This window comes from Gloeocapsopsis crepidinum LEGE 06123 (genome assembly GCF_015207655.1).
GTDB classification, from domain to species: Bacteria; Cyanobacteriota; Cyanobacteriia; order Cyanobacteriales; family Chroococcidiopsidaceae; genus Gloeocapsopsis; species Gloeocapsopsis crepidinum.
The window spans coordinates 32,776-52,080 of sequence record NZ_JADEWN010000023.1; the positions used below are offsets into that span (position 1 = coordinate 32,776).

Annotated in this window: 19 protein-coding genes; 11 read left to right on the forward strand and 8 right to left on the reverse strand. The window is 40.4% G+C overall.

Annotated elements, in window-relative coordinates:
- Positions 1-71 precede the first annotated feature (71 nt).
- The 11 genes from IQ230_RS11120 (at position 72) to IQ230_RS11170 (ending at position 8,292) form a co-directional block, all read left to right on the forward strand.
- Complete coding sequence (locus tag IQ230_RS11120; protein ID WP_099699379.1) at positions 72-590, forward strand: phycocyanin subunit beta; 519 nt, start codon at positions 72-74, stop codon at positions 588-590.
- Between the two features lie 61 nt (positions 591-651).
- A complete protein-coding gene (gene cpcA / locus IQ230_RS11125) occupies positions 652-1,140 on the forward strand; it encodes a phycocyanin subunit alpha (RefSeq protein ID WP_193932064.1) in 489 nt (162 codons plus the stop codon).
- 126 nt (positions 1,141-1,266) lie between these two features.
- Positions 1,267-2,148, forward strand: a complete 882-nt coding sequence (locus IQ230_RS11130; RefSeq protein WP_193932065.1) for a phycobilisome linker polypeptide — start codon at positions 1,267-1,269, stop codon at positions 2,146-2,148.
- A gap of 112 nt (positions 2,149-2,260) precedes the next feature.
- Positions 2,261-2,587, forward strand: coding sequence for a phycobilisome linker polypeptide (locus tag IQ230_RS11135; protein ID WP_193932066.1), 327 nt, complete (start codon positions 2,261-2,263; stop codon positions 2,585-2,587).
- A gap of 209 nt (positions 2,588-2,796) precedes the next feature.
- The gene (locus IQ230_RS11140) at positions 2,797-3,048 is read left to right on the forward strand and encodes a phycobilisome linker polypeptide (protein WP_099699376.1); all 252 of its coding nucleotides are present in this window, start codon (positions 2,797-2,799) and stop codon (positions 3,046-3,048) included.
- Entirely contained in the window at positions 3,048-3,863 is an 816-nt protein-coding gene (locus tag IQ230_RS11145; RefSeq protein ID WP_193932067.1) for a HEAT repeat domain-containing protein, read from the forward strand. Before IQ230_RS11140 ends, IQ230_RS11145 begins: the two co-directional genes overlap by 1 nt.
- A 14-nt stretch (positions 3,864-3,877) precedes the next feature.
- The gene (locus tag IQ230_RS11150; protein ID WP_193932068.1) at positions 3,878-4,507 is read left to right on the forward strand and encodes a HEAT repeat domain-containing protein; all 630 of its coding nucleotides are present in this window, start codon (positions 3,878-3,880) and stop codon (positions 4,505-4,507) included.
- A gap of 41 nt (positions 4,508-4,548) precedes the next feature.
- Positions 4,549-5,397 (forward strand): phycobilisome rod-core linker polypeptide, encoded by an 849-nt coding sequence (locus IQ230_RS11155; RefSeq protein ID WP_193932069.1) that lies wholly within the window; start codon positions 4,549-4,551, stop codon positions 5,395-5,397.
- 86 nt (positions 5,398-5,483) lie between these two features.
- Complete coding sequence (locus IQ230_RS11160; RefSeq protein WP_193932070.1) at positions 5,484-6,227, forward strand: phycobilisome rod-core linker polypeptide; 744 nt, start codon at positions 5,484-5,486, stop codon at positions 6,225-6,227.
- A 65-nt stretch (positions 6,228-6,292) separates the two neighbouring features.
- Positions 6,293-7,066 (forward strand): phycobilisome rod-core linker polypeptide, encoded by a 774-nt coding sequence (locus IQ230_RS11165; RefSeq protein ID WP_193932071.1) that lies wholly within the window; start codon positions 6,293-6,295, stop codon positions 7,064-7,066.
- 140 nt (positions 7,067-7,206) lie between these two features.
- Entirely contained in the window at positions 7,207-8,292 is a 1,086-nt protein-coding gene (locus IQ230_RS11170) for a calcium/sodium antiporter (protein WP_193932097.1), read from the forward strand.
- Between the two features lie 23 nt (positions 8,293-8,315).
- Here the strand turns inward: IQ230_RS11170 and IQ230_RS11175 are convergent, their stop codons facing one another.
- The 8 genes from IQ230_RS11175 to IQ230_RS11210 all read right to left on the reverse strand — a co-directional run bounded on the left by IQ230_RS11175 (position 8,316) and on the right by IQ230_RS11210 (position 19,282).
- The gene (locus IQ230_RS11175) at positions 8,316-10,046 is read right to left on the reverse strand and encodes a hypothetical protein (RefSeq protein ID WP_193932072.1); all 1,731 of its coding nucleotides are present in this window, start codon (positions 10,044-10,046) and stop codon (positions 8,316-8,318) included.
- Between the two features lie 229 nt (positions 10,047-10,275).
- Positions 10,276-11,811, reverse strand: a complete 1,536-nt coding sequence (locus IQ230_RS11180; RefSeq protein WP_193932073.1) for a glycosyltransferase family 39 protein — start codon at positions 11,809-11,811, stop codon at positions 10,276-10,278.
- A 23-nt stretch (positions 11,812-11,834) separates the two neighbouring features.
- Positions 11,835-12,797, reverse strand: coding sequence for a lysylphosphatidylglycerol synthase transmembrane domain-containing protein (locus tag IQ230_RS11185; RefSeq protein ID WP_193932074.1), 963 nt, complete (start codon positions 12,795-12,797; stop codon positions 11,835-11,837).
- A 33-nt stretch (positions 12,798-12,830) separates the two neighbouring features.
- Positions 12,831-14,426 (reverse strand): hypothetical protein, encoded by a 1,596-nt coding sequence (locus IQ230_RS11190; protein ID WP_193932075.1) that lies wholly within the window; start codon positions 14,424-14,426, stop codon positions 12,831-12,833.
- Positions 14,427-14,506: 80 nt separating this feature from the next.
- Positions 14,507-15,478, reverse strand: a complete 972-nt coding sequence (locus IQ230_RS11195) for a glycosyltransferase family 2 protein (protein ID WP_228054768.1) — start codon at positions 15,476-15,478, stop codon at positions 14,507-14,509.
- Positions 15,479-15,585: 107 nt separating this feature from the next.
- A complete protein-coding gene (locus IQ230_RS11200; RefSeq protein WP_193932076.1) occupies positions 15,586-17,280 on the reverse strand; it encodes a calcium-binding protein in 1,695 nt (564 codons plus the stop codon).
- Between the two features lie 258 nt (positions 17,281-17,538).
- Positions 17,539-18,012, reverse strand: coding sequence for a TspO/MBR family protein (locus IQ230_RS11205; protein WP_193932077.1), 474 nt, complete (start codon positions 18,010-18,012; stop codon positions 17,539-17,541).
- Between the two features lie 73 nt (positions 18,013-18,085).
- Positions 18,086-19,282: a 4-hydroxy-3-methylbut-2-enyl diphosphate reductase gene (locus IQ230_RS11210; RefSeq protein ID WP_193932078.1), complete on the reverse strand. Its 1,197-nt coding sequence runs from the start codon at positions 19,280-19,282 to the stop codon at positions 18,086-18,088.
- Between the last annotated feature and the right edge of the window lie 23 nt (positions 19,283-19,305).

Here is a 19,305-nt window from a genome sequence, read left to right on the forward strand (position 1 = left end):
CTGCATACAACAACATTCCTGATTTTTTAAAAACAGCACTCTACTTTTCGCTCATTAGGAGAATAAAGTCGATGTTAGATGCATTCGCCAAAGTAGTATCCCAAGCAGACTCAAGAGGTGAGTTCTTAAGTAACGAGCAATTAGATGCACTCACCAATATGGTGAAAGATGGCAACAAGCGCTTGGATACAGTGAACCGCATCACTAGCAACGCTTCAAGCATTGTGACTGATGCAGCTCGTGCTTTGTTTGAAGAGCAGCCCCAGTTGATTCAACCAGGTGGAAATGCTTACACCAACCGTCGTATGGCAGCTTGCTTGCGCGACATGGAAATCATCCTACGCTACGTAACTTATGCTGTCATGGCTGGAGATGCTAGCGTACTCGACGATCGCTGCTTGAACGGTCTGCGTGAAACTTATCAAGCTTTGGGCGTACCTGGTGGTTCAGTTGCTGCTGGCGTACAAAAAATGAAAGATGCTGCTATCAAGATCGCTAACGACCCCAACGGTATTACCCAAGGTGATTGTAGCCAATTAATGTCTGAAGTAGCTAGCTATTTTGATCGCGCTGCTTCTGCTGTTGCCTAATATTTTCAAAGCTCATATAGCTAAGTAAACTACGAGAAAACAAAAAGGAGATATTGCAACAATGAAAACCCCAATTACAGAAGCAATTGGTGCTGCAGATACCCAAGGTCGTTTTTTAAGCAACACTGAACTACAAGCTATCAATGGTCGCTTTGACCGCGCAGCAGCTAGCATGGAAGCTGCAAGAGCTTTGACTCAAAAGTCGCAGCAATTGATCGATGGAGCTGCTCAAGCAGTTTATCAAAAGTTCCCATACACCACCCAAATGCAGGGACCTCAGTACGCTGCTGATTCGCGTGGTAAGTCTAAGTGTGCTCGTGATATCGGTCACTACCTCCGGATGGTAACTTATTGCCTAGTTTCTGGTGGTACAGGTCCTATGGATGAGTACTTAATTGCTGGTTTGGATGAAATCAACCGCTCCTTCGACCTATCTCCTAGCTGGTATGTCGAAGCATTAAAGCATATCAAGTCCAACCACGGCTTGCAAGGTCAGGCAGCTAACGAAGCCAACACCTACCTTGATTACGCCATCAACGCCCTGAGCTAGTATTCAGGTGCGGTGCCCGGAAGAGTAAGCGAGTGTTGGCACAAAAAGCTAGCAGTTGCTAATTTTTCCGGGCATTGTTTTTCCAATTTTGCACAATCACAATTTATTGCGTTGGGAGAACCGTTGATGAGTGCTTTAATGGTGAACAATTTAGCAGCAGCAGGGCGACTCGGTCTTTCGGCATTTGATGCTTCATCAAGAGTTGAGCTGCGACCTGATTGGACAGAAGATGACATTCAAACAGTTATTCGTGCTGTTTATCGTCAGGTATTGGGCAACGATTATGTGATGCAAGCAGAACGTCTAACCTCTGCTGAATCGCTATTACGGCAAGGAAATATTACAGTTCGAGATTTTGTCCGTGCCGTTGCTAAATCAGATTTATACAAAAACAAGTTTTTCTATCCGAATTCAAATCAACGCTTTGTTGAACTCAATTTCAAGCATCTCTTAGGTCGGGCACCATATAGTGAAGAGGAACTAGCCTATCACACGCAGTTGTGTGAGGAACAGGGATACGACGCTGAGATTGATTCGCATATCGATAGCATTGAATACGAAAACAGCTTTGGCAATAATGTGGTTCCGTATTATCGGGGCTTTATGGTAGAACCAGGCGTGCAAACCACTGGTTTTACAAGGATGTTCCGGCTGTATCGCGGATATGCAACAAGCGATCGCGGAACTGTAGGCGGTAAATCTCCTCGATTAACCCGCGAACTTGGACGCAATCAAGCTTCCAATATTGTGCAACCTGCGGGTAGTAGTGGTTCTAGCTGGAAACACGCTTCAATTCCCAATGATGCTGCACCAAGAAAAGCACTTGGTGGAACACCTGAAGAAAGCGGACGGATGTACCGCATTGAAGTTACTGGAATTCTCCAGCCTGGATATCCGAAAGTACGCCGGAGTAGCACTGCGTTTTTAGTGCCTTACGAGCGTCTTTCACAAAAGTATCAGGAAATCACCAAAAAAGGTGGCAGAATAGTCAGCGTCACCCCAGCATAAGAGATAGGGGCTAGGGGCTAGGAGCTAGGGGCTAAAGAAATTTCTTAGGCTTCGTGCTTCTTGCTCGTACCCCAATTCAAAGTTTAAATACTACAAGGAAATACAAATAAAAATGTTTGGTCAAACTGGACTTGGCAGTGGCAGACTCAGCAACGCCGAAAATCGGATGTTTCGCTACGAAGTCAGAGGAATGCGTCAGACATATGAAAACGATCAACTGAGCTATCCGATTCGGAGTAGCGGTAGTTTCTTTGTTAGCGTTCCCTACAATCGGATGAACGAAGAAATGCAGCGAATTCACCGCATGGGCGGCACAATCGTGAGCATTGAACCGCTGACAATTGAAGGCGATGGGCAAGCTAAAAGTGAAGCAACAGCAGTGACACAAAACTTAAAAGCTGAAGGTAAAAATAAAGCTGCAGGTGCAGATAAAGACTAGATAGCAACCCACGAGTCAGCTAGAATTACATCTCACCTTAATTACCGCTTCGCGGAGTTACGAGTTCTCAGTTATGAGTTATGAGTTAAGAAAATTCTTCTAATTCAAAATTCAAAACTTGAATTTAGTTTCCTTGATTTATCTATGAGGTTAACTCAAAACTCAACACTTCACGACTCAAAACTTTTGAAAGGAGATACAAAGCAGCAATGTTTGGTCAAACAACTGTTGGTAATGGAGGAATATCCTCTAATGCTAGTCGTGTATTTCGTTATGAAGTTGTAGGCTTGCGTCAGAATCAAGAAGCTGACAAAAATAACTACGATATTCGTCGTAGTGGCAGTGTATTCGTTACAGTCCCCTACAACCGCATGAATGAGGAAATGCAGCGGATTACCCGCCTGGGTGGCAAAATTGTCAGTATTCAACCGTTAAGCATTGATGCTAAAAGTTCTGACTAATGCAGTCCAATTGGTCACAATCCGCCGCGGAAACAGAAGGACTTACTGTAGAACAGGCGATCGCCAACTTGCAATCGCCTGATTTGAGCTTGCGTTACTACGCTGCTTGGTGGTTAGGCAAATTTCGCGTCAACATGCCAGCAGCAGTAGAGGCTTTAATTGTAGCTTTAGAAGATGAAGCAGATCGCACAGAATTAGGCGGATACCCGCTGCGACGAAACGCGGCGAGAGCTTTGGGAAAACTCGGTGACACGCAAGCTGTACCTGGGTTGATCCGCTGTTTAGCGTGTGAGGATTATTACGTACGCGAAGCAGCTGCTCAATCCCTAGGAATGTTAGACGCGCCAGCGGCAATTCTCCCATTGATGGAATTATTAACAGGTGGTGTAGAGGAAGCTGTACCAGTTCCAGGACGTCCGCACTTGACTCAACCGTATGACTCGGTAATTGAAGCTTTAGGGGCACTACAAGCAAAACAGGCAATATCACTGATTCAACCTTTTTTAGAACATCCCCAAGCTAAAGTACAGTATGCGGCTACGCGAGCAATGTATCAGCTGACGCAGGAAGATAGCTACGGTCAAAGCTTAGTAAAAGCCTTAGAAGGTAATGACTTACAACTACGTCGCACTGCGTTAAGCGATTTAGGCGCAATTGGCTATTTACCAGCAAGAGAGGCGATCGCTCGATGTGCTGTAGAAAATAGTTTCAAACTGCTGGCGCTCAAAGGATTGCTAGAACATCAAGCTAAACTACACGAAGCACCAACTCAAGACACCATCCAAGTCATGACCCTAATGGACTCACTTTTATAAACCCTGACTCCTCAATGACCGAAGCTCAAGCTCTCATTCGCGCCGTCGAACAAGCAGACTCTGCCCCGCGCTTAGTCGCAGCAGTTCAGGATTTGGCATCTGCTGAAGTCGAAGCAGGGATATCAACCTTGATTGCGGTCTTAGGATATAACAATCCCACTGCAGCAGTGGCAGCTGTACAAGGATTGATTCAGATTGGTAGTCCAGCAGTACAACCATTAATCGAACAACTGGATGATTACAACTACGGCGCACGAGCATATGCCATTCGAGCATTAGCAGCGATCGCCGATCCACGAGCTTTAGATATATTACTCGCATCGGCTGCGACAGACTTTGCTCCTAGTGTTCGCCGCGCGGCTGCTAAAGGTTTGGGTGCTTTGCGTTGGAGTGAACTACCAACAAATGAACGCAGTACTGCCCAAGTAAAAGCGCTAGAAACTTTGGAGTTGATTCTCCAAGATGCTGATTGGTCGATTCGTTATGCTGCGATTGTGGGCTTGCAAAGGCTAGCAACTACGTCGGAACTAACGTCTCAAATTCAGGGCAAGTTTGCGCAACTTTTAGCAACAGAAAAAGATGCTGCAGTGCGATCGCGGGTGCAATTTGCTCAAGCGCAATTATTCAGTATAACTTCAGACTAAAATTTTACAAATTTCTGTTTTTTTATAATAAGGTTGCCAAAATGTCAATACCACTACTCGAAATTACCCCGACAACACAAAATCAACGAGTTGCTGGCTACGAAGTTCCGGACGAAGACGATCCGAGAGCTTATCGGATGACTGATGTCACTTCGGATACAGACGTTAACGAACTAATTTGGGCAGCTTACCGACAAATCTTTAGCGAACACTTGATTTTAGAAAAGCATCGTCAACTTTTTCTTGAATCGCAACTACGCAATCGAGCAATTACAGTACGAGATTTTGTTCGTGGTTTAGGTAAATCGGAAGTTTATCGTGAATTGGTAGGAGAAACAAACTCCAACTATCGCTTAGTCGATATTACCTTTAAGCGATTTTTAGGACGAGCATCTTACGGTAAAGACGAACAGATTTCTTGGTCAATTGTCATTGCAACTCGTGGCTTGAATGGATTTATTGATGCGGTTGTTGATGGCGAAGAGTATCGGCAGAATTTTGGCGATGATGTAGTTCCATACCAACGCCGTCGCTTTAACGAACGTCCATTTAATTTAGTTAATCCGCGTTATGGAGAGTACTGGCGCGATCGCCAGAGCTTACAATCCATATCAGGACGTTCTTATTATCAGGTACGACGAACACAAAATATGCCCAAACAAGAAGCTGCACGTCAAGCAATTCCAGATACCTTTTTCGCTATGGCAGGAGGTCTTTTACCTAATGAGCGCAATTATCAACGTACAGTTGCTAGTGTTACCTCACAGATCAAAAACCTGGATATTCCTGATATGACTCGCAGCGAAAATTCAGTACAACGTGCGGTTAAACCTAAAGAAACCGCTTTACCTTATCGTTACATTCCTTCTGCTAATCCAACAGTGGAGTAATGAAAAGTTTTGAATCATAAAGAGTTTTGAATTAAATTTTCTTAAACTCAACACTCACAACTCAACACTCATAACTTTCTTAAACTATGCCAATTCCTTTACTTGAATATCAACCAAGTTCCCAAAACCAGCGGGTGTCGGGTTATGAAGTACCCAACGAGGATACTCCTTGGATTTACCGTCTAGAAGACTGCGCTTCTGATGGCGAAATTCAAGAACTAATTTGGGCAGCCTACCGTCAGGTATTCAGCGAACATGAAACGCTGAAGTTTTATCGCCAAGCACAATTAGAATCACAACTGAAAAATCGTGCGATTACCGTACGCGACTTCATTCGTGGATTAGCTAAATCAGAAAGCTTTCGTCGCTTGGTTGTCGAGACAAATTCTAACTACCGACTTGTAGAAGTTGGTTTAAAACGACTCCTTGGTCGCGCGCCCTACAATCGAGACGAAGAAATTGCTTGGTCGATTAAAATTGCGACTATGGGCTGGAGTGGCTTTGTAGATGCTTTGCTTGATAGTGAAGAATACCAAACCAATTTTGGCGATACCACAGTACCGTATCAGCGCCGTCGCTTTAAAGATCGTCCCTTTAATTTGGTTACACCACGTTATGGTGATTACTGGCGCGACAAGGAAGAAAAAGAGCGCTACAAATGGGGCGATATCAATAACTTCATGGAAATGGCAAGTTCGATTAACACTCGACAAGTACGATTTACCTCGGTTAGTACTGCTAACATCCAAATTCCGGACATGACACGGGATAATAAACAAGGGGTACCAGTTTCAGTCAATCCTTCAGCTAGCTTCCCTGTCCGGTTGTAACCGCTGGATAAATTGAATTTCCCCAATTTTTGACAATTAAACTTATTTGAAACGGAGATACCAGCATGGCATTGCCGTTGCTTCAGTACAAACCTACAACACAAAATCACCGCGTCAGCAGCTTTGGCGTTGCAGACCTTGACGATGAAACTCCATACATTTACCGTGTGGAGGATGCTAACTCGCCAGCAGAGATTCAAGACTTGATCTGGGCAGCTTATCGCCAGGTTTTCAGCGAACATGAAATCCTCAAAGCAAACCGTCAGTCACAGCTAGAATCGCAACTGAAAAATCGTGCTATCACCGTACGAGATTTTATTCGCGGGCTGGCAAAGTCAGAACGATTTTACGAAATGGTTGTTGCTGTCAACAATAACTATCGTCTCGTTGACATCTGCTTAAAGCGCTTCCTTGGTCGGTCATCTTTCAACAAAGATGAACAAATCGCTTGGTCAATCAAAATTGGTACGCTAGGCTTCCACGGCTTTGTTGATGCCTTGCTTGATAGCGAAGAGTACATTGATAATTTCGGTGACTATACCGTACCCTATCAGCGTAAGCGGATGGAAGGTCGTCCCTTCAACTTAGTGACTCCCCGCTATGGTGAAGATTTCCGCGAAACAGCTGGAACTGTCACAACCGATTGGCGTTTTGCTTTAGAGCAATTTTACAGCCGCAAGTACGAACAGCGTCAGCTACGCGAAGGCGACCCCCGCAAATATCGCGATATGGCAGCTGCGATCGCACCGAAGCAAAACTATGCTCAAGGTGTCTCTGCTTACAACATTGACTATATGAAAATGGTTCCAGTACGGAATGCTGCGGGTAGTAAGCGCTAAAGCCTAAACTGGAGTTTGAGTTCTTCATTGTTTAATTAACTGGGTCTAGTTTCCGCACGTTGAATGGCGATCGCGTAACATTTATTGTTAGCTATGCGTCAAGGCAAGTGGCAACTGGACCCAGTGATGTTATAACGTTTATGGATATTACAACAATCTTTTTATTGATTATCGGGTTGGTACTGCTAGTTGCGGGCGCGGAAATATTAGTGCGTGGAGCATCGCGGCTTGCTGCTAGTGTAGGTATATCACCCTTAGTTATTGGTTTAACCATAGTTGCCTATGGCACAAGTTCACCAGAACTTGCTGTCAGCGTACAATCTGCTTTTGCTGGACAAGCAGATATTGCTGTGGGTAATGTTGTTGGTAGTAATATCTTTAATGTCTTATTTATTTTGGGCGTATCTTCCTTAGTTGCCCCCTTACTCGTATCTCAGCAATTAGTCAAGTTTGATGTCCCTATCATGATTGGTGTATCGTTTTTGACTCACTTGCTAGGTTCTGACGGTAGGATTGGCAGACTTGATGGAATTTTGCTGTTCCTTAGCGGCGTTATTTATACTCTTTTCTTGGTTTACCAAAGCCGTAGAGAAAAAGATGCTGCGGTGCAAGAAGAATACGCCAAAGAGTATGGTAACTACGGTAGAACTACTTGGTTGGTTAACTTAGGATTGATTATTGGCGGTTTGGTATTGCTTGTCATTGGTTCGCGATGGTTAGTTAATGGTGCGATCGCGATCGCCCAAGCTATTGGTGTTAGTCAGTTGATTATTGGATTAACAATAGTTGCAGCAGGCACATCTTTACCTGAAGTCGCAACCTCTGTTGTCGCAAGTATGCGCGGTGAACGCGATATTGCTGTAGGAAATGTTGTTGGCAGTAATATTTTTAATATCTTGGCAGTGTTAGGCTTAGCGAGTATTTTCTCCCCAGATGGTATTGCCGTTTCTGCTTCAGCCCTACGGTTTGATATTCCTGTCATGATTGCAGCTGCGATCGCCTGCTTGCCAATTTTCTTTACAGGTAATGTCATCTCGCGTTGGGAAGGAATTCTCTTTCTTGGCTATTATGTTGCTTATACAGCATATCTAATTTTGTACTCTACTCAGCACGATGGTTTGCCTATATTTAGCTTAGTATTTCAAGCCTTTATTATTCCGATTACCTTGCTGACTCTCATCATTATTACCTTACGTCATGTTCGTGCCAATCGTACAAGTATATAAATTTTAGAATACAATTAAGTGCTCTAGAAGCTCTTTTTGTTACGCATAATACAAGTAGCTTGCAAAACAACAAAATCACCTGTTTGAAAAACTAAACATTGGTTTATTTCTTTAGCTAAAGCTGGTATTTTACCCTGCTGTAATAAGTTGACAGCTTGATGAGCAGCATTATATTGCCTAATCCATCGGCTGCCAGATATGTATGCAGTATCCCAAGCTGAATTCTCTACCAACCAATAATCTATATGATATTTTTGAATAAAACTTTGTACTTGTTGCAAATCAGGGCTGTATTGTGCTGCAATTAAATCATTCATTCGTTGTCTAATTTGTGCGTAATAACCTTTATGATAAGGAATAGGAAAGCCAACTCCTCCTACTAAAATAGAACGTTGAGAAAAAGAAGGAATATTAGCAACCTCTTCTGTTAAAGAAGCAATGAGAATATCTTTAGGTTGTTGGGCAAAAAACTCATATAGGGGTGGAAATTTCCCTATAACATAGTCAGTTTTAGGAAACTTTTCTACAAAGGGCGATATAGTAATTAAGGTAAATAATAAAGTAGCTGTTCCTAAAGCATACCACTGACATTTCTGTGAATTGAGCTTAGTATTGATAACCCAGTAGAATAAAGCATCTAATAGGATTGCAATAGCAATTCCTCCAGCGATCGCCGTTACAATTCTCAAGCTATGCTCGGTATATCTTGTTGGTAGATGTAAGGTAAATAACAGTGCATGGGCAACAAAAAACATGAGTAAAGATGCTATGGTAATTTGTACCAGAAGCCATCCTTTTGAATTTAACTGTTTGACTAAAGGAAATACTTGAGAGAAAAGCAGCATAGGAAACAGAAACAGGGTCGCCAAAATTGGTAATATCGTTCCATATTTAGGCATAATTCCACTACGCTGCCCAGTAAACCAAAAATGCTGAGGAATATTGACAAAAAATTGGCTCAAACCTGTTGTTTGAAACTCTGGTAAGGTTCTAGCCTCAGTTGCTGTAATAACTGGACCATAATCTGAAGACTTTAATGCATAAACTGATAAAGCGAGAAAGGCTACTCCTAAACCTATTGCACAAAATAAGTAATCGCGTCGATTTGAAGTAAATGTAATACAGCCGAATTGCCAATAGACTAACTGCAAAACTAGAATACCGGCGCAGATGAATACACCCTGAGGATAAAACATACCTAAAAGTGCGATCGCTAGGCAAACTAAGAATAAATTATGGCGTAATAAATAATATATAAATGCTGTAAATAGTGGATATACAAACGCTACTGCCGTACCAGATACTAAATCATCTCGCAACCATAAATACTGATTGAGTAGTAAAGTTGCCAGAAAGCCCGCGAACGGAACAGGAAACATTTGCAAGCAAATACTAAAACAAAAGCCTGTTGTTATCGTACACAAAAGTATAGGTAGAAATTTATTAAGCAACATAGGATCAATGCCTATCATTGCAAAGATTTGATATAAAGTGGTATAGCCTAATGGAGCAACTGATTGAAAATAATCAGCTAATAAATCGTTAGGAAATAGTTGGGGATCTAAAAAACGCCTCATCCAAAATATATGCTGACGAGCATCGTCTTGAACAACGTAATCACTGCTGAAAGCAATTTTTAAACCTAATACCCCATAAAAGATTGCAAAGGTTAAGCTCAGAATTAACCAAATAAACTTGGCATTAAGTTTAATTTTAGGAGCAGCAAAAAAAATAGACCTACGTAAACTAATCATCGTAAATAAAGTTAAGAAATGGTATGTTTATAGCTAGCGCATGTAGTAGATACTTTTGTTTTAAAGCTGAAAATACTACCAGCAAAAAATATTGTCTTTTAATTACTCTTGCAGTGAATAAAATATAGAAAGTATTTAGTTATTTACTAGTTTGATAAGGGTAGGTTATCAACAATAATGTAATGTATCTTGTACCTAAAAGTTAATATAATAAGAAAAAATTAATCATTTAAGATTTAGTAAAAGTATATAAATACACAAATGAGCCTTTTTCTTGAAAAGCGTCAGTTTGCTTACCAAAAGTATTGAGGTAAGATGTTATTCTTTCACTTTCTTGTGCCCAACTACGTACATGAGAAAAGACAATCCAAACTCTTGAATAGTTTTTTAATTGGTTTAAATCCTGAATGTATCTTTGCCATTCTAAGTCTGAAATACCTTGTCCATCTTGTTTATCTAAATCATCTATACCCATAATGTAGTCGTTTACTTGATAACCAAATTTAGGAGCATAGTATTTAAACTGAAATTCTGCTCTTTGATACACATATATAGTGTCGTGCAATTGTTGATGTTCTTTAATATAAGCAATAACTGGTCTAATTTCCTGCTTTTCATATGGTTGAATAACTAGGTATATGCTAGTACCTATTGGAGGAACGAGTAGTAATATTAAAACTAATGTGCCTATTATTGCTAACTTTGTCGAACGAGTTTTTTGTTTAATTCTTGCTATTCCCTCGCTAATGATTAAAATGAAAAATGGTGTTAAAAATAATACTAATCTGCCATCAAAAGGATAAAGTTTTAAGTAAGCTACTGATAAAGTAACAACGATTGGCAATAGCAATAGCATTAAAGTTTTTTGTTTTGTTTTAATTAATGTAGAAAGACCTACAAAGAAAGCAAAAATAGCAATTCCCAAAAAAATATCTGGAAAACCTAAAGGTTTGTGAAAAAACTCCCAAAATGTTCTTAACAACCACGAAAAGTCTAAAAAAGATGTTGGAAATGTTCCGCGGCTTTCCCAAGAATTTATTAGAGTTGTTTGGTTAGTTAAAGCTTGTAGTGAAACAAAATACGATATAATAAAGCTAATTGCCCAAAATAGATACACTAGTATAAGTTTTAAAGTCTGAGTGACTTGCTGGTTTATTAGTGTAATTAAAATATGGGCGATGCCAATCCCTGTTAAAACAAAAATAACTGGATGGGAAAACCAAATTGTAGTAGCACCTAAAAGGGCATAACTTACAATCCGTTTTAGATTCAAATTAGTGCGATTCAAGTTAACTAAAAGTAAACACAAAAGTATTGCGATCGCAACATCACTCGAATACTGTTTAACTTCCGTAGCGTAGTAAACAATAATATGTAAGCTAGCAAACAGTGCCAAAGCAATAGTAGTTGCCAAAGGTTGTAAGCATCGTTTAGCTAGTTGATAAAAAACAAATAAAGAAATAATTGCTGATAAGAAAGGAAATAGCCTTAAAGAGTATTCAGAATTGCCTAACACTTGAGTTATGAGTTTTTCTACATATAAAAAACCAATCGGTGCGGCTTGATCGTAATCTAAAGGCTGGAGTAATTCAGCATAGGAACGATTGACAATATTTAAGGCAAGTGCAGCTTCATCGTTCCATAAAGAGCGATTGTAGAGATATTGCACTAAGCGAACAAAAGTCCCAAAAGCAATAATAACCCAGGGTAATCTTTGGGGTGAAAACAAAGATTTGTAAAAGGTTAAGTAAGATTCTTTGCCCATTTTACTCAATTAAAAATCACGAGTTAATAACGGATAGATTGCTTTCCATTTCGGATAGTTTGTAGCATTGTCAAATATTGTCCTAGAAAAGGTAAACCAGCGATCGCTGGTATAATATATCGTGAAGTACACAGTAGTCCTAAAGCTGCGGCTGTCGGTGCATTAAAATAAGGTTGGTAGAATACAATCAGGGCAGCATCACGGGTTCCCACTCCGGCAAAAGTTAAAGGTAATAGCCCTGCCAAAATTGCTAAAGGGGATAATGCTAGATTAGCCAAAAAAGGTGTCCAAGCGTTGATAGCAAAAATAAAAAACCAGATTTGTAATAAATGTAAAAACCAAATAAATATAGAAGTTGTAACTATTAGCAACAAGTGAGTGCGATCGCGCCAAAAGTAATTATGCATTTGCCCCCAAGAGGACTGTAGTTTTGCTAGCTTTGAGCTAAGTTTAGGTAGAATAAATTTACCAACATCAAAAAAAACTTGTGCAAATTGTTGCGAAGCAAGTAACATTACACCAAAAAATAATCCTAAGCTAACACTAGCTGTCATTACCCAAAATAACCAATTTTGTTGTGAGTAAAATAGCAAGCCAAATACACACCATAAAAGTAGTGAAAGCAGATCGCAAGCTTTTTCAAAAACTACCAAAGATAAGGATAGTGAACTACTTATTTGCCCTCGTTCTTTCATAAAAAAAGCTTTAGCAATATCTCCCATTTTTGATGGTAAAACCATATTTAAGACACTTGCTGCTAGAATTAAACGAATTGCTTCACCAAATCCTAATCGTTTGTCTATAGGCATGAGCTGTTGCAGTCGCCATGAAGTAAGGAGAGTTAAGGGAACAACCATGCTCAAACTAATTACCAGCCACCAAACATTGCTATTTTGTAAAACTTGCAATAATTGAGGAAAGTCAATTTTCCAATAAATAATTCCAAGGATGAAAAGGCTAACACAGATAGAAAAAAATCTTTTCATTAAAGTAAATTGAAATAAATATACTTATCTAAATCAAAAATAACGCTCTATCTTTAATGCTTCTCCAACAGACAGTGTTCTAACTTTTGGTGTTAAATTTATCCACGGTTGTAATTGATTTAGTTGAAATGTACGACTCATAACAACATAAATTGAAGTTTGATCTCCACTAATGCCAGCATGAATGACGTTATGCCATGTTTGAGTATGCACTTCATCAGTCACGCACCATTTTCCTTGACTCCAGCGTAATTTTCGCATGAAGTAAAAAGGAGCATTTTGTTTGCCTGTGATTAGCATATTTTGTAGTAACTTACGAATTAAGTTAGGAAAAAAGCGTCCAAAAGTGAGCATGACAATACGTAAAATCAGTAAGTTTAACGGTGTCATCTGCTTTTGCTTTGCCCAACCCATAGCACCAGCGATTGTTATCTCTTCGTCGTTGATATTAATGTTATAAGTATCAATGAGATGAGCAACACAGTTTTTGAGTTTACCTTTGACTTCAACTTGGAATGAAATCTGCGTATCTGATACAACTAATTGATTGTTGCGAAATAGTTTAAATACCCCTCCTTTGTTTAGGGCTAAATATAACTCTGTATTTTCGCGGCGTTCAATTAAAATTTTTGCTTCTTTGAGCCAGACTCGTCCTTGAGGGTGTACCATTGGTGCGGGGCGCTGTGGGACAAAATCACGCCATGCTAATAAATAATTCCACGTATGATGTCCAATAATATGATCGTCGGCATAACAAGGTGCTAGTCCTTTGGCAAGTCCTTCTAAAAAGCGATCGCTGACTTGTAAAGCTTCTGGCATCCAGTGCCCAATAACCTCAAAACCGTGGGGAAAGAAATTATAAGTATTGCGACTCGTGTATTCTCCACCATAAGAACCATCAGGATGAACAAACTGTGCTGCTAAGTTTACAGCTTTGATCAGTGCTTCTTTTAACCGCACCTCAGGCTGGAGTTGATAAATTCTTGCTAAGCAGGAAATTGTCATGGTATGGTAGCCAGGATCGCAGCCTTCGTATTCTTGAAACCATCCTTCAGAACTTTGCCACGATAATACGAGTTCTAAACGTTGAGCGATCGCCTGACGCCACCGAGATGTTTGGAATAACTCAGAAAGTCGCAATAAACATAGTGTAATTAACGCTTGATGATTGCTTAATTGCCCACTTTCTTGATAATTTGCTAACCAATCTGCCCGCCGCGAAAAAAAATGCAATAGTGTAGGATTCTCTAACCCTAGTTGCGTGTAACTCTCAATGCAAGCTAGTAATGAAAAAGCGGCAGCCCCACTCGCACGTTCGTAAGGAAAGTAATCGTCGCAAGAACCGTCACGGTGCGCGCTTTGTGCAGCATAAATAATTCCTGCTTTTACCCAATCGCGAATAACTTGCTGATGGTAGAAAGGATTTTCTAGTGTATTTGTACTGTAAGCTAAGGCAAGCGGTAACACAAATTCCTGTGCCATGCCGCTAGGAAAGTCAATAATTTTGTAGTGCCAAAAGTTACGATCGAAGCAGCCATAAGTTGGGCTATGTGGATTGCGATCAAGTAATGTCAAAATTTTAGGAATATTAGCCAAAGCACTACGGGCAAATAAATCACGGTGAGACATAATTAGTTGCAATTTATAGTACTAGAAAAAAGATTTGTACTTATACCAATTAAAAGTTGCAGCAAATCATAATTCTCCACTCACCCCTCACCCCTCTTCTCTGCATCAATCCGCCGCATCCGTAACTGAACTTCTTCTACTAGTCTGCGATTTGCTGCCATTAAGTCTGCAACTAAACCAAACATCCACAGCTGAAAACCAATCAAAATTAAGATAGCTGCAAGAATTAAACTTGGTACTCGCGTACGTGTAGAAGTTTCAAAGAAAAAGAATAGTAACCAACGAATTCCTAACAAAACTCCAACACTAAATGGCAGGCTACCCAAAATGAGGAAAAAGCGCAGTGGTTGATAAATCATGAAAATCCGCAGAATAGTAAAAAGCGATCGCACAACATACCTCGGCGTACTTTTAACCAACCGTGAGGGGCGCATGACTGGGTTAGTGTGAATTGGTACTGACGCGATCGCAATACCTTTTTGCCCAGCTTGAATAATTGTTTCTAATGTATAGGTATAGTTATTAAATACATTAAGTTGTAAAGCAGCTTCTCGGCTAAATGCGCGAAAACCACTCGGTGCATCAGGAACTTTAGTGTTACTGGCAATTTGAACTACCCAACTACCTAATTTTTGCAACAGTTTTTTAGATAAAGAAAACTGTTTAGTTTGCCAAATTGGTCTAGCACCAACAACAATTTCTGCTTGATGTAACAAAATTGGCTGAATTAGTCTAGGAATATCTGTAGCACAGTATTGATTATCTGCATCAGTATTGACAATAATATCTGCCCCAGCTTTGAGACTAGTTTCTAAACCTGCCATGAAAGCTTTGGCTAATCCTTGATTTGTTGGAAAATGAACAATATGATCGACGCCATTAGTTTTAGCTACTTCAAGAGTGCGATCGCGACTGCCATCATCGATCACCAACCACTCAATACAATCAATCCCAGGTAACTTGCGGGGCAGGGCTGCAAGCGTTATTCCAAGCGTGCGTTCTTCGTTATAACAAGGAATTTGAATAATTAATTTAACCATTGTCGATTGCATGCAGCTTTCCTTGAGCAAGGGGCAAATATTGCACCTACTCGCAGATCTTGGATGGAGCTAAATTGTATAGCAAGCTCCACCCTATCAGTTATAGAATTAATAACAATTCAAGAAATAGTCTGTGTGATATCTGTATCGACTAATAGTGTTGCACTACCGGATGTGTAGCGATTGTACGCAATACCATTAACTGTACTTGTATCAACAAGCCATCCTTGTCCTGTGGAAGTGACAGCATCACCTGCATTCCCTTTAACGATGAGTTGATTTGTCGTATTTGATAAATCCAACAAATCGAACCGCGTTAGCTTTAGGCTATTATTTCCCGTACCCGTTAAATCGATAATTTCAATTCCTTTAATTCTGTCGTTGGGCAAAGTCGTCAAGTCAACAAAAATACCACTCACGTCTACAGCTAAAGCATCTGTCCCAGCGCCTCCATCTAGGCGTTTATCAATAGCACCAAAGCTAAGAGTATCATTGCCTGCGCCACCATAAAGCTCATCAACACCCCTACCTCCGATCAACCTATCATTACCTTGTTCGCCAATGAGAATATCATCACCATCACCACCAATCAAAGTATCATTACCTGTTAGTCCCTGGAGCGTGTCGTTACCTGCTTTGCCATCAAGGATATTATTAAGACTGTTACCAGCGATCGCATTATTTAAACTATTACCATTGCCTGTTGTTGCATCATTCAACAAAACTAGGTTTTCAAAGTTGTTGAACAGCGTGTAATCGTAGGAAGCATAAATAGTATCTGTTCCCGCGTTTGCTGTTTCTCCGACACTTGCGGTAAGGACAACCTCGTACGGAAATCCGTTAAAAGGATCGTAGGCTGTAACAATCTCTCGACTAACAAAATAAGTGTCGTCACCAACACCTCCTTGAAGAGAACCATACGAGTAACCGTATAGTGTATCGTTACCACTACCTCCGTACAAAACGCAATTCACATCAGCGTACAAAACATCATCACCGCTACCTCCATACAAAATGTCTTCATCTTGAGAGTAGTTGTAACCATTGAACAATCGACTGTAACTGTGTGCGTAGAGAGTATCGTTACCATCACCGCCATAGAGAATATCATCTCCAAGGTATATTAAACCAGAGCCAAAATTGATAATATCGTTGCCAGCACCACCGATCAGGGTATTGTTGCTGAAATTACCTGTAATTGAGTTGTTCAGGTTATTTCCTATTCCTGTTATTGCTCGCCCTTGTAAAATTAAATTTTCTACGTTTGCACTTAATTGGTAGTTAGTATACGCAAAAACAGTATCTATCCCTGCGTTGGCTGCTTCAATAATTTCGTCATCAAATTGATCGCCTACGATATATGTATCGTCGCCATCACCACCATAAAGAAAATCTGTAGCAGAATCACCAAGGTAATAGTTGTTTTCTACATAGACAGTGCCAGCGTTGAGAGTGTCATTGCCATCACCGCCATACAAAATATCGCTACCATCATCTCCACCTAAACCATCATTTCCCGCACCTCCGGATAAAACATCATTGCCATCACCTCCACTCAAAACATCATTACCTATACCTCCATCGAGGGTGTCGTTAGCACCTGGTAAAAAAACATCAGGGTTGTTATTTACTCCACCAAATAAAGTATCATTACCATGACCTCCCTCTAAGTAGTCATTACCAACTCCGCCATCGAGAAAGTCATTACCAGCCAATCCCAAAAGTCTATCGTTACCGGCAAATCCAAAAATTGAATCTGCAAATCGAGTGCCAGTAAGTGTATCGTTACTAGGTGTACCTTTAACGGTTGCCATAAGTTTTCTGACCTAAATATTAGTAGAAATACGGTTAAATTTTGATCAAAAAATTCTCTACTTTTTGTGGAAAAATAGAGATAGTTGACGTTAACTTAAAAAAATATATTCCTCAAAGTTGTTGCTTTGAGCTTAAGTTATAAGGGACTTTTAGAATAAAAATTTTATATAAAGAGAATGAGAAATTGTAAGCTAAATTAAAGATTTAGCAAAGAAGAATAACACTTAAATTAATTACGTGTATGCAGTAGAAGAATACTAAATATCAGCAGGATTGAGGTGCATCATAGCCCAAGTAGTATATGTACCAATTGGACTCCACAGTAGATACGGTACAAGTAACAGTGCTGCCCAACCAGAAATTGGTAAGACAGTGAGTGCTAATAAAAGACCGATCATTGCACCAGTACCACCGATAATAGTTCCCACTTTGAGGCTGCGCGTTCTAAACATGACTGGAGTGTAAGCAACAGTCACAACTTCTAGTACTAAATAAAACCCCATTAATAGCCAAGTAAAATTAGCACCAGGATTGGCTTCCCAAACAAGATATGCTGACCAAGCACCACAGATAAAAATAATAGTCCAAATAACGGGAATTAATGGTTCAAACGTCAACCATCCAGGACGACGCAATCGTTTGAACCATCGGCGATCGCCTTTCGTAAAAAAATTAGCAGCAAGCGCAACAAGAAAAGCTACAGCCCCAATTACCATCCAAGACCTAATCATATGCTGCCACTTGCTCCTCTACGCTGCATCACTATTATCTAGCGATCGTGTCACCTAGAGTACAAAATCAAGCTCAACTGCGTTTAATATCAAAGATATTTTGAATAATATCTGCCACAACTTTATCAGGAGTAGAGGCTCCAGAAGTCACGCCAATTGCGATCGCACCTGCTGGCAGCCAATTTTCAGTCAGTGCTAGATCGCCGCTAAGTTGTCTGTGTTCTACACGATTTCCTGGACCAATGCGATCGACACTATCAATGTGATATGAAGGAATCTGGCGTTCAACGGCAATTTCTTGCAAGTGTGTCGTGTTAGAAGAGTTGAAACCGCCAATCACAACCATCAAGTCTAGTTTCTCTTCTACAAGCTCAAACATGGCATCTTGACGTTCTTGAGTTGCATCGCAAATCGTGTTGAAGCTTTGAAAATGGTCGTTTAACTCGATAGGACCGTATTTTTTCAACATTGTATGCTCGAAAAGTTTACCAATTTGCTCAGTTTCACTTTTCAACATGGTCGTTTGGTTAGCAATTCCAACTCGTTCTAAGTCGCGATCAGGGTCAAATCCGGCAGAACAAGCACGACTAAATTTTGCTAAAAATTCGTTTTTATCACCGCCATTGAGAATGTAATCAGCAACATACTCAGCCTGTGCCAAGTTCAACACGATCAAATATTTACCTGCAAAAGAACTTGTTGCCAGAGTTTCTTCGTGGTTGTATTTACCGTGAATAATTGAGGTGTGTTCGCCTTTTTTGTGCTTTTCTACCGTGTTCCAAACTTTGGAAACCCAAGGGCAAGTGGTATCGACAATTGTGCAACCTTTGTCATTCAACAATTGCATTTCTTGAACACTTGCACCAAAAGCAGGGAGAATCACAACATCTCCTGATGCAACAATCGAAAAGTCTTTCTTGCCATCCTCTACAGGAATAAAGCCAACTTGCATTTCCCGCAAACGTTGATTGACTGAAGGATTGTGAATAATTTCGTTGGTAATCCAAATTCTTTCTTGCGGAAAGTGCTGGCGAGTTTCGTAAGCCATAGCGACAGCACGTTCTACACCCCAGCAAAAACCAAAGGCTTTAGCTAAATAAATTGTGACATCACCCTGTTGCAGTGTATAGTTATTCTCGCGAATTTTTTGCACTAAATTGCTTTGATATTCAGATTGTAGCTGCGTGGCGACTTCTACTTGATGTCCAAATCCTTTGCGGTGGTAATTTTCCGAATGTTGGAGCGATCGCTTAAAAGCTTTTGTATCCATGCAGGTGTTGCCTCTCGTTTTCT

What these genes read in the sequence shown, in the direction of transcription:
- IQ230_RS11165 (WP_193932071.1), top strand. Translation starts at nt 6,293, where the DNA reads ATGGCATTGCCGTTGCTTCAGTACAAACCTACAACACAAAATCACCGC.
- IQ230_RS11120 (WP_099699379.1), top strand. Translation starts at nt 72, where the DNA reads ATGTTAGATGCATTCGCCAAAGTAGTATCCCAAGCAGACTCAAGAGGT.
- cpcA (WP_193932064.1), top strand. Translation starts at nt 652, where the DNA reads ATGAAAACCCCAATTACAGAAGCAATTGGTGCTGCAGATACCCAAGGT.
- IQ230_RS11150 (WP_193932068.1), top strand. Translation starts at nt 3,878, where the DNA reads ATGACCGAAGCTCAAGCTCTCATTCGCGCCGTCGAACAAGCAGACTCT.
- IQ230_RS11130 (WP_193932065.1), top strand. Translation starts at nt 1,267, where the DNA reads ATGAGTGCTTTAATGGTGAACAATTTAGCAGCAGCAGGGCGACTCGGT.
- IQ230_RS11170 (WP_193932097.1), top strand. Translation starts at nt 7,207, where the DNA reads ATGGATATTACAACAATCTTTTTATTGATTATCGGGTTGGTACTGCTA.
- IQ230_RS11145 (WP_193932067.1), top strand. Translation starts at nt 3,048, where the DNA reads ATGCAGTCCAATTGGTCACAATCCGCCGCGGAAACAGAAGGACTTACT.
- IQ230_RS11210 (WP_193932078.1), bottom strand. Translation starts at nt 19,282, where the DNA reads ATGGATACAAAAGCTTTTAAGCGATCGCTCCAACATTCGGAAAATTAC.
- IQ230_RS11175 (WP_193932072.1), bottom strand. Translation starts at nt 10,046, where the DNA reads ATGATTAGTTTACGTAGGTCTATTTTTTTTGCTGCTCCTAAAATTAAA.
- IQ230_RS11135 (WP_193932066.1), top strand. Translation starts at nt 2,261, where the DNA reads ATGTTTGGTCAAACTGGACTTGGCAGTGGCAGACTCAGCAACGCCGAA.
- IQ230_RS11190 (WP_193932075.1), bottom strand. Translation starts at nt 14,426, where the DNA reads ATGTCTCACCGTGATTTATTTGCCCGTAGTGCTTTGGCTAATATTCCT.
- IQ230_RS11160 (WP_193932070.1), top strand. Translation starts at nt 5,484, where the DNA reads ATGCCAATTCCTTTACTTGAATATCAACCAAGTTCCCAAAACCAGCGG.
- IQ230_RS11205 (WP_193932077.1), bottom strand. Translation starts at nt 18,012, where the DNA reads ATGATTAGGTCTTGGATGGTAATTGGGGCTGTAGCTTTTCTTGTTGCG.
- IQ230_RS11140 (WP_099699376.1), top strand. Translation starts at nt 2,797, where the DNA reads ATGTTTGGTCAAACAACTGTTGGTAATGGAGGAATATCCTCTAATGCT.
- IQ230_RS11180 (WP_193932073.1), bottom strand. Translation starts at nt 11,811, where the DNA reads ATGGGCAAAGAATCTTACTTAACCTTTTACAAATCTTTGTTTTCACCC.
- IQ230_RS11185 (WP_193932074.1), bottom strand. Translation starts at nt 12,797, where the DNA reads ATGAAAAGATTTTTTTCTATCTGTGTTAGCCTTTTCATCCTTGGAATT.
- IQ230_RS11155 (WP_193932069.1), top strand. Translation starts at nt 4,549, where the DNA reads ATGTCAATACCACTACTCGAAATTACCCCGACAACACAAAATCAACGA.
- IQ230_RS11195 (WP_228054768.1), bottom strand. Translation starts at nt 15,478, where the DNA reads ATGCAATCGACAATGGTTAAATTAATTATTCAAATTCCTTGTTATAAC.
- IQ230_RS11200 (WP_193932076.1), bottom strand. Translation starts at nt 17,280, where the DNA reads ATGGCAACCGTTAAAGGTACACCTAGTAACGATACACTTACTGGCACT.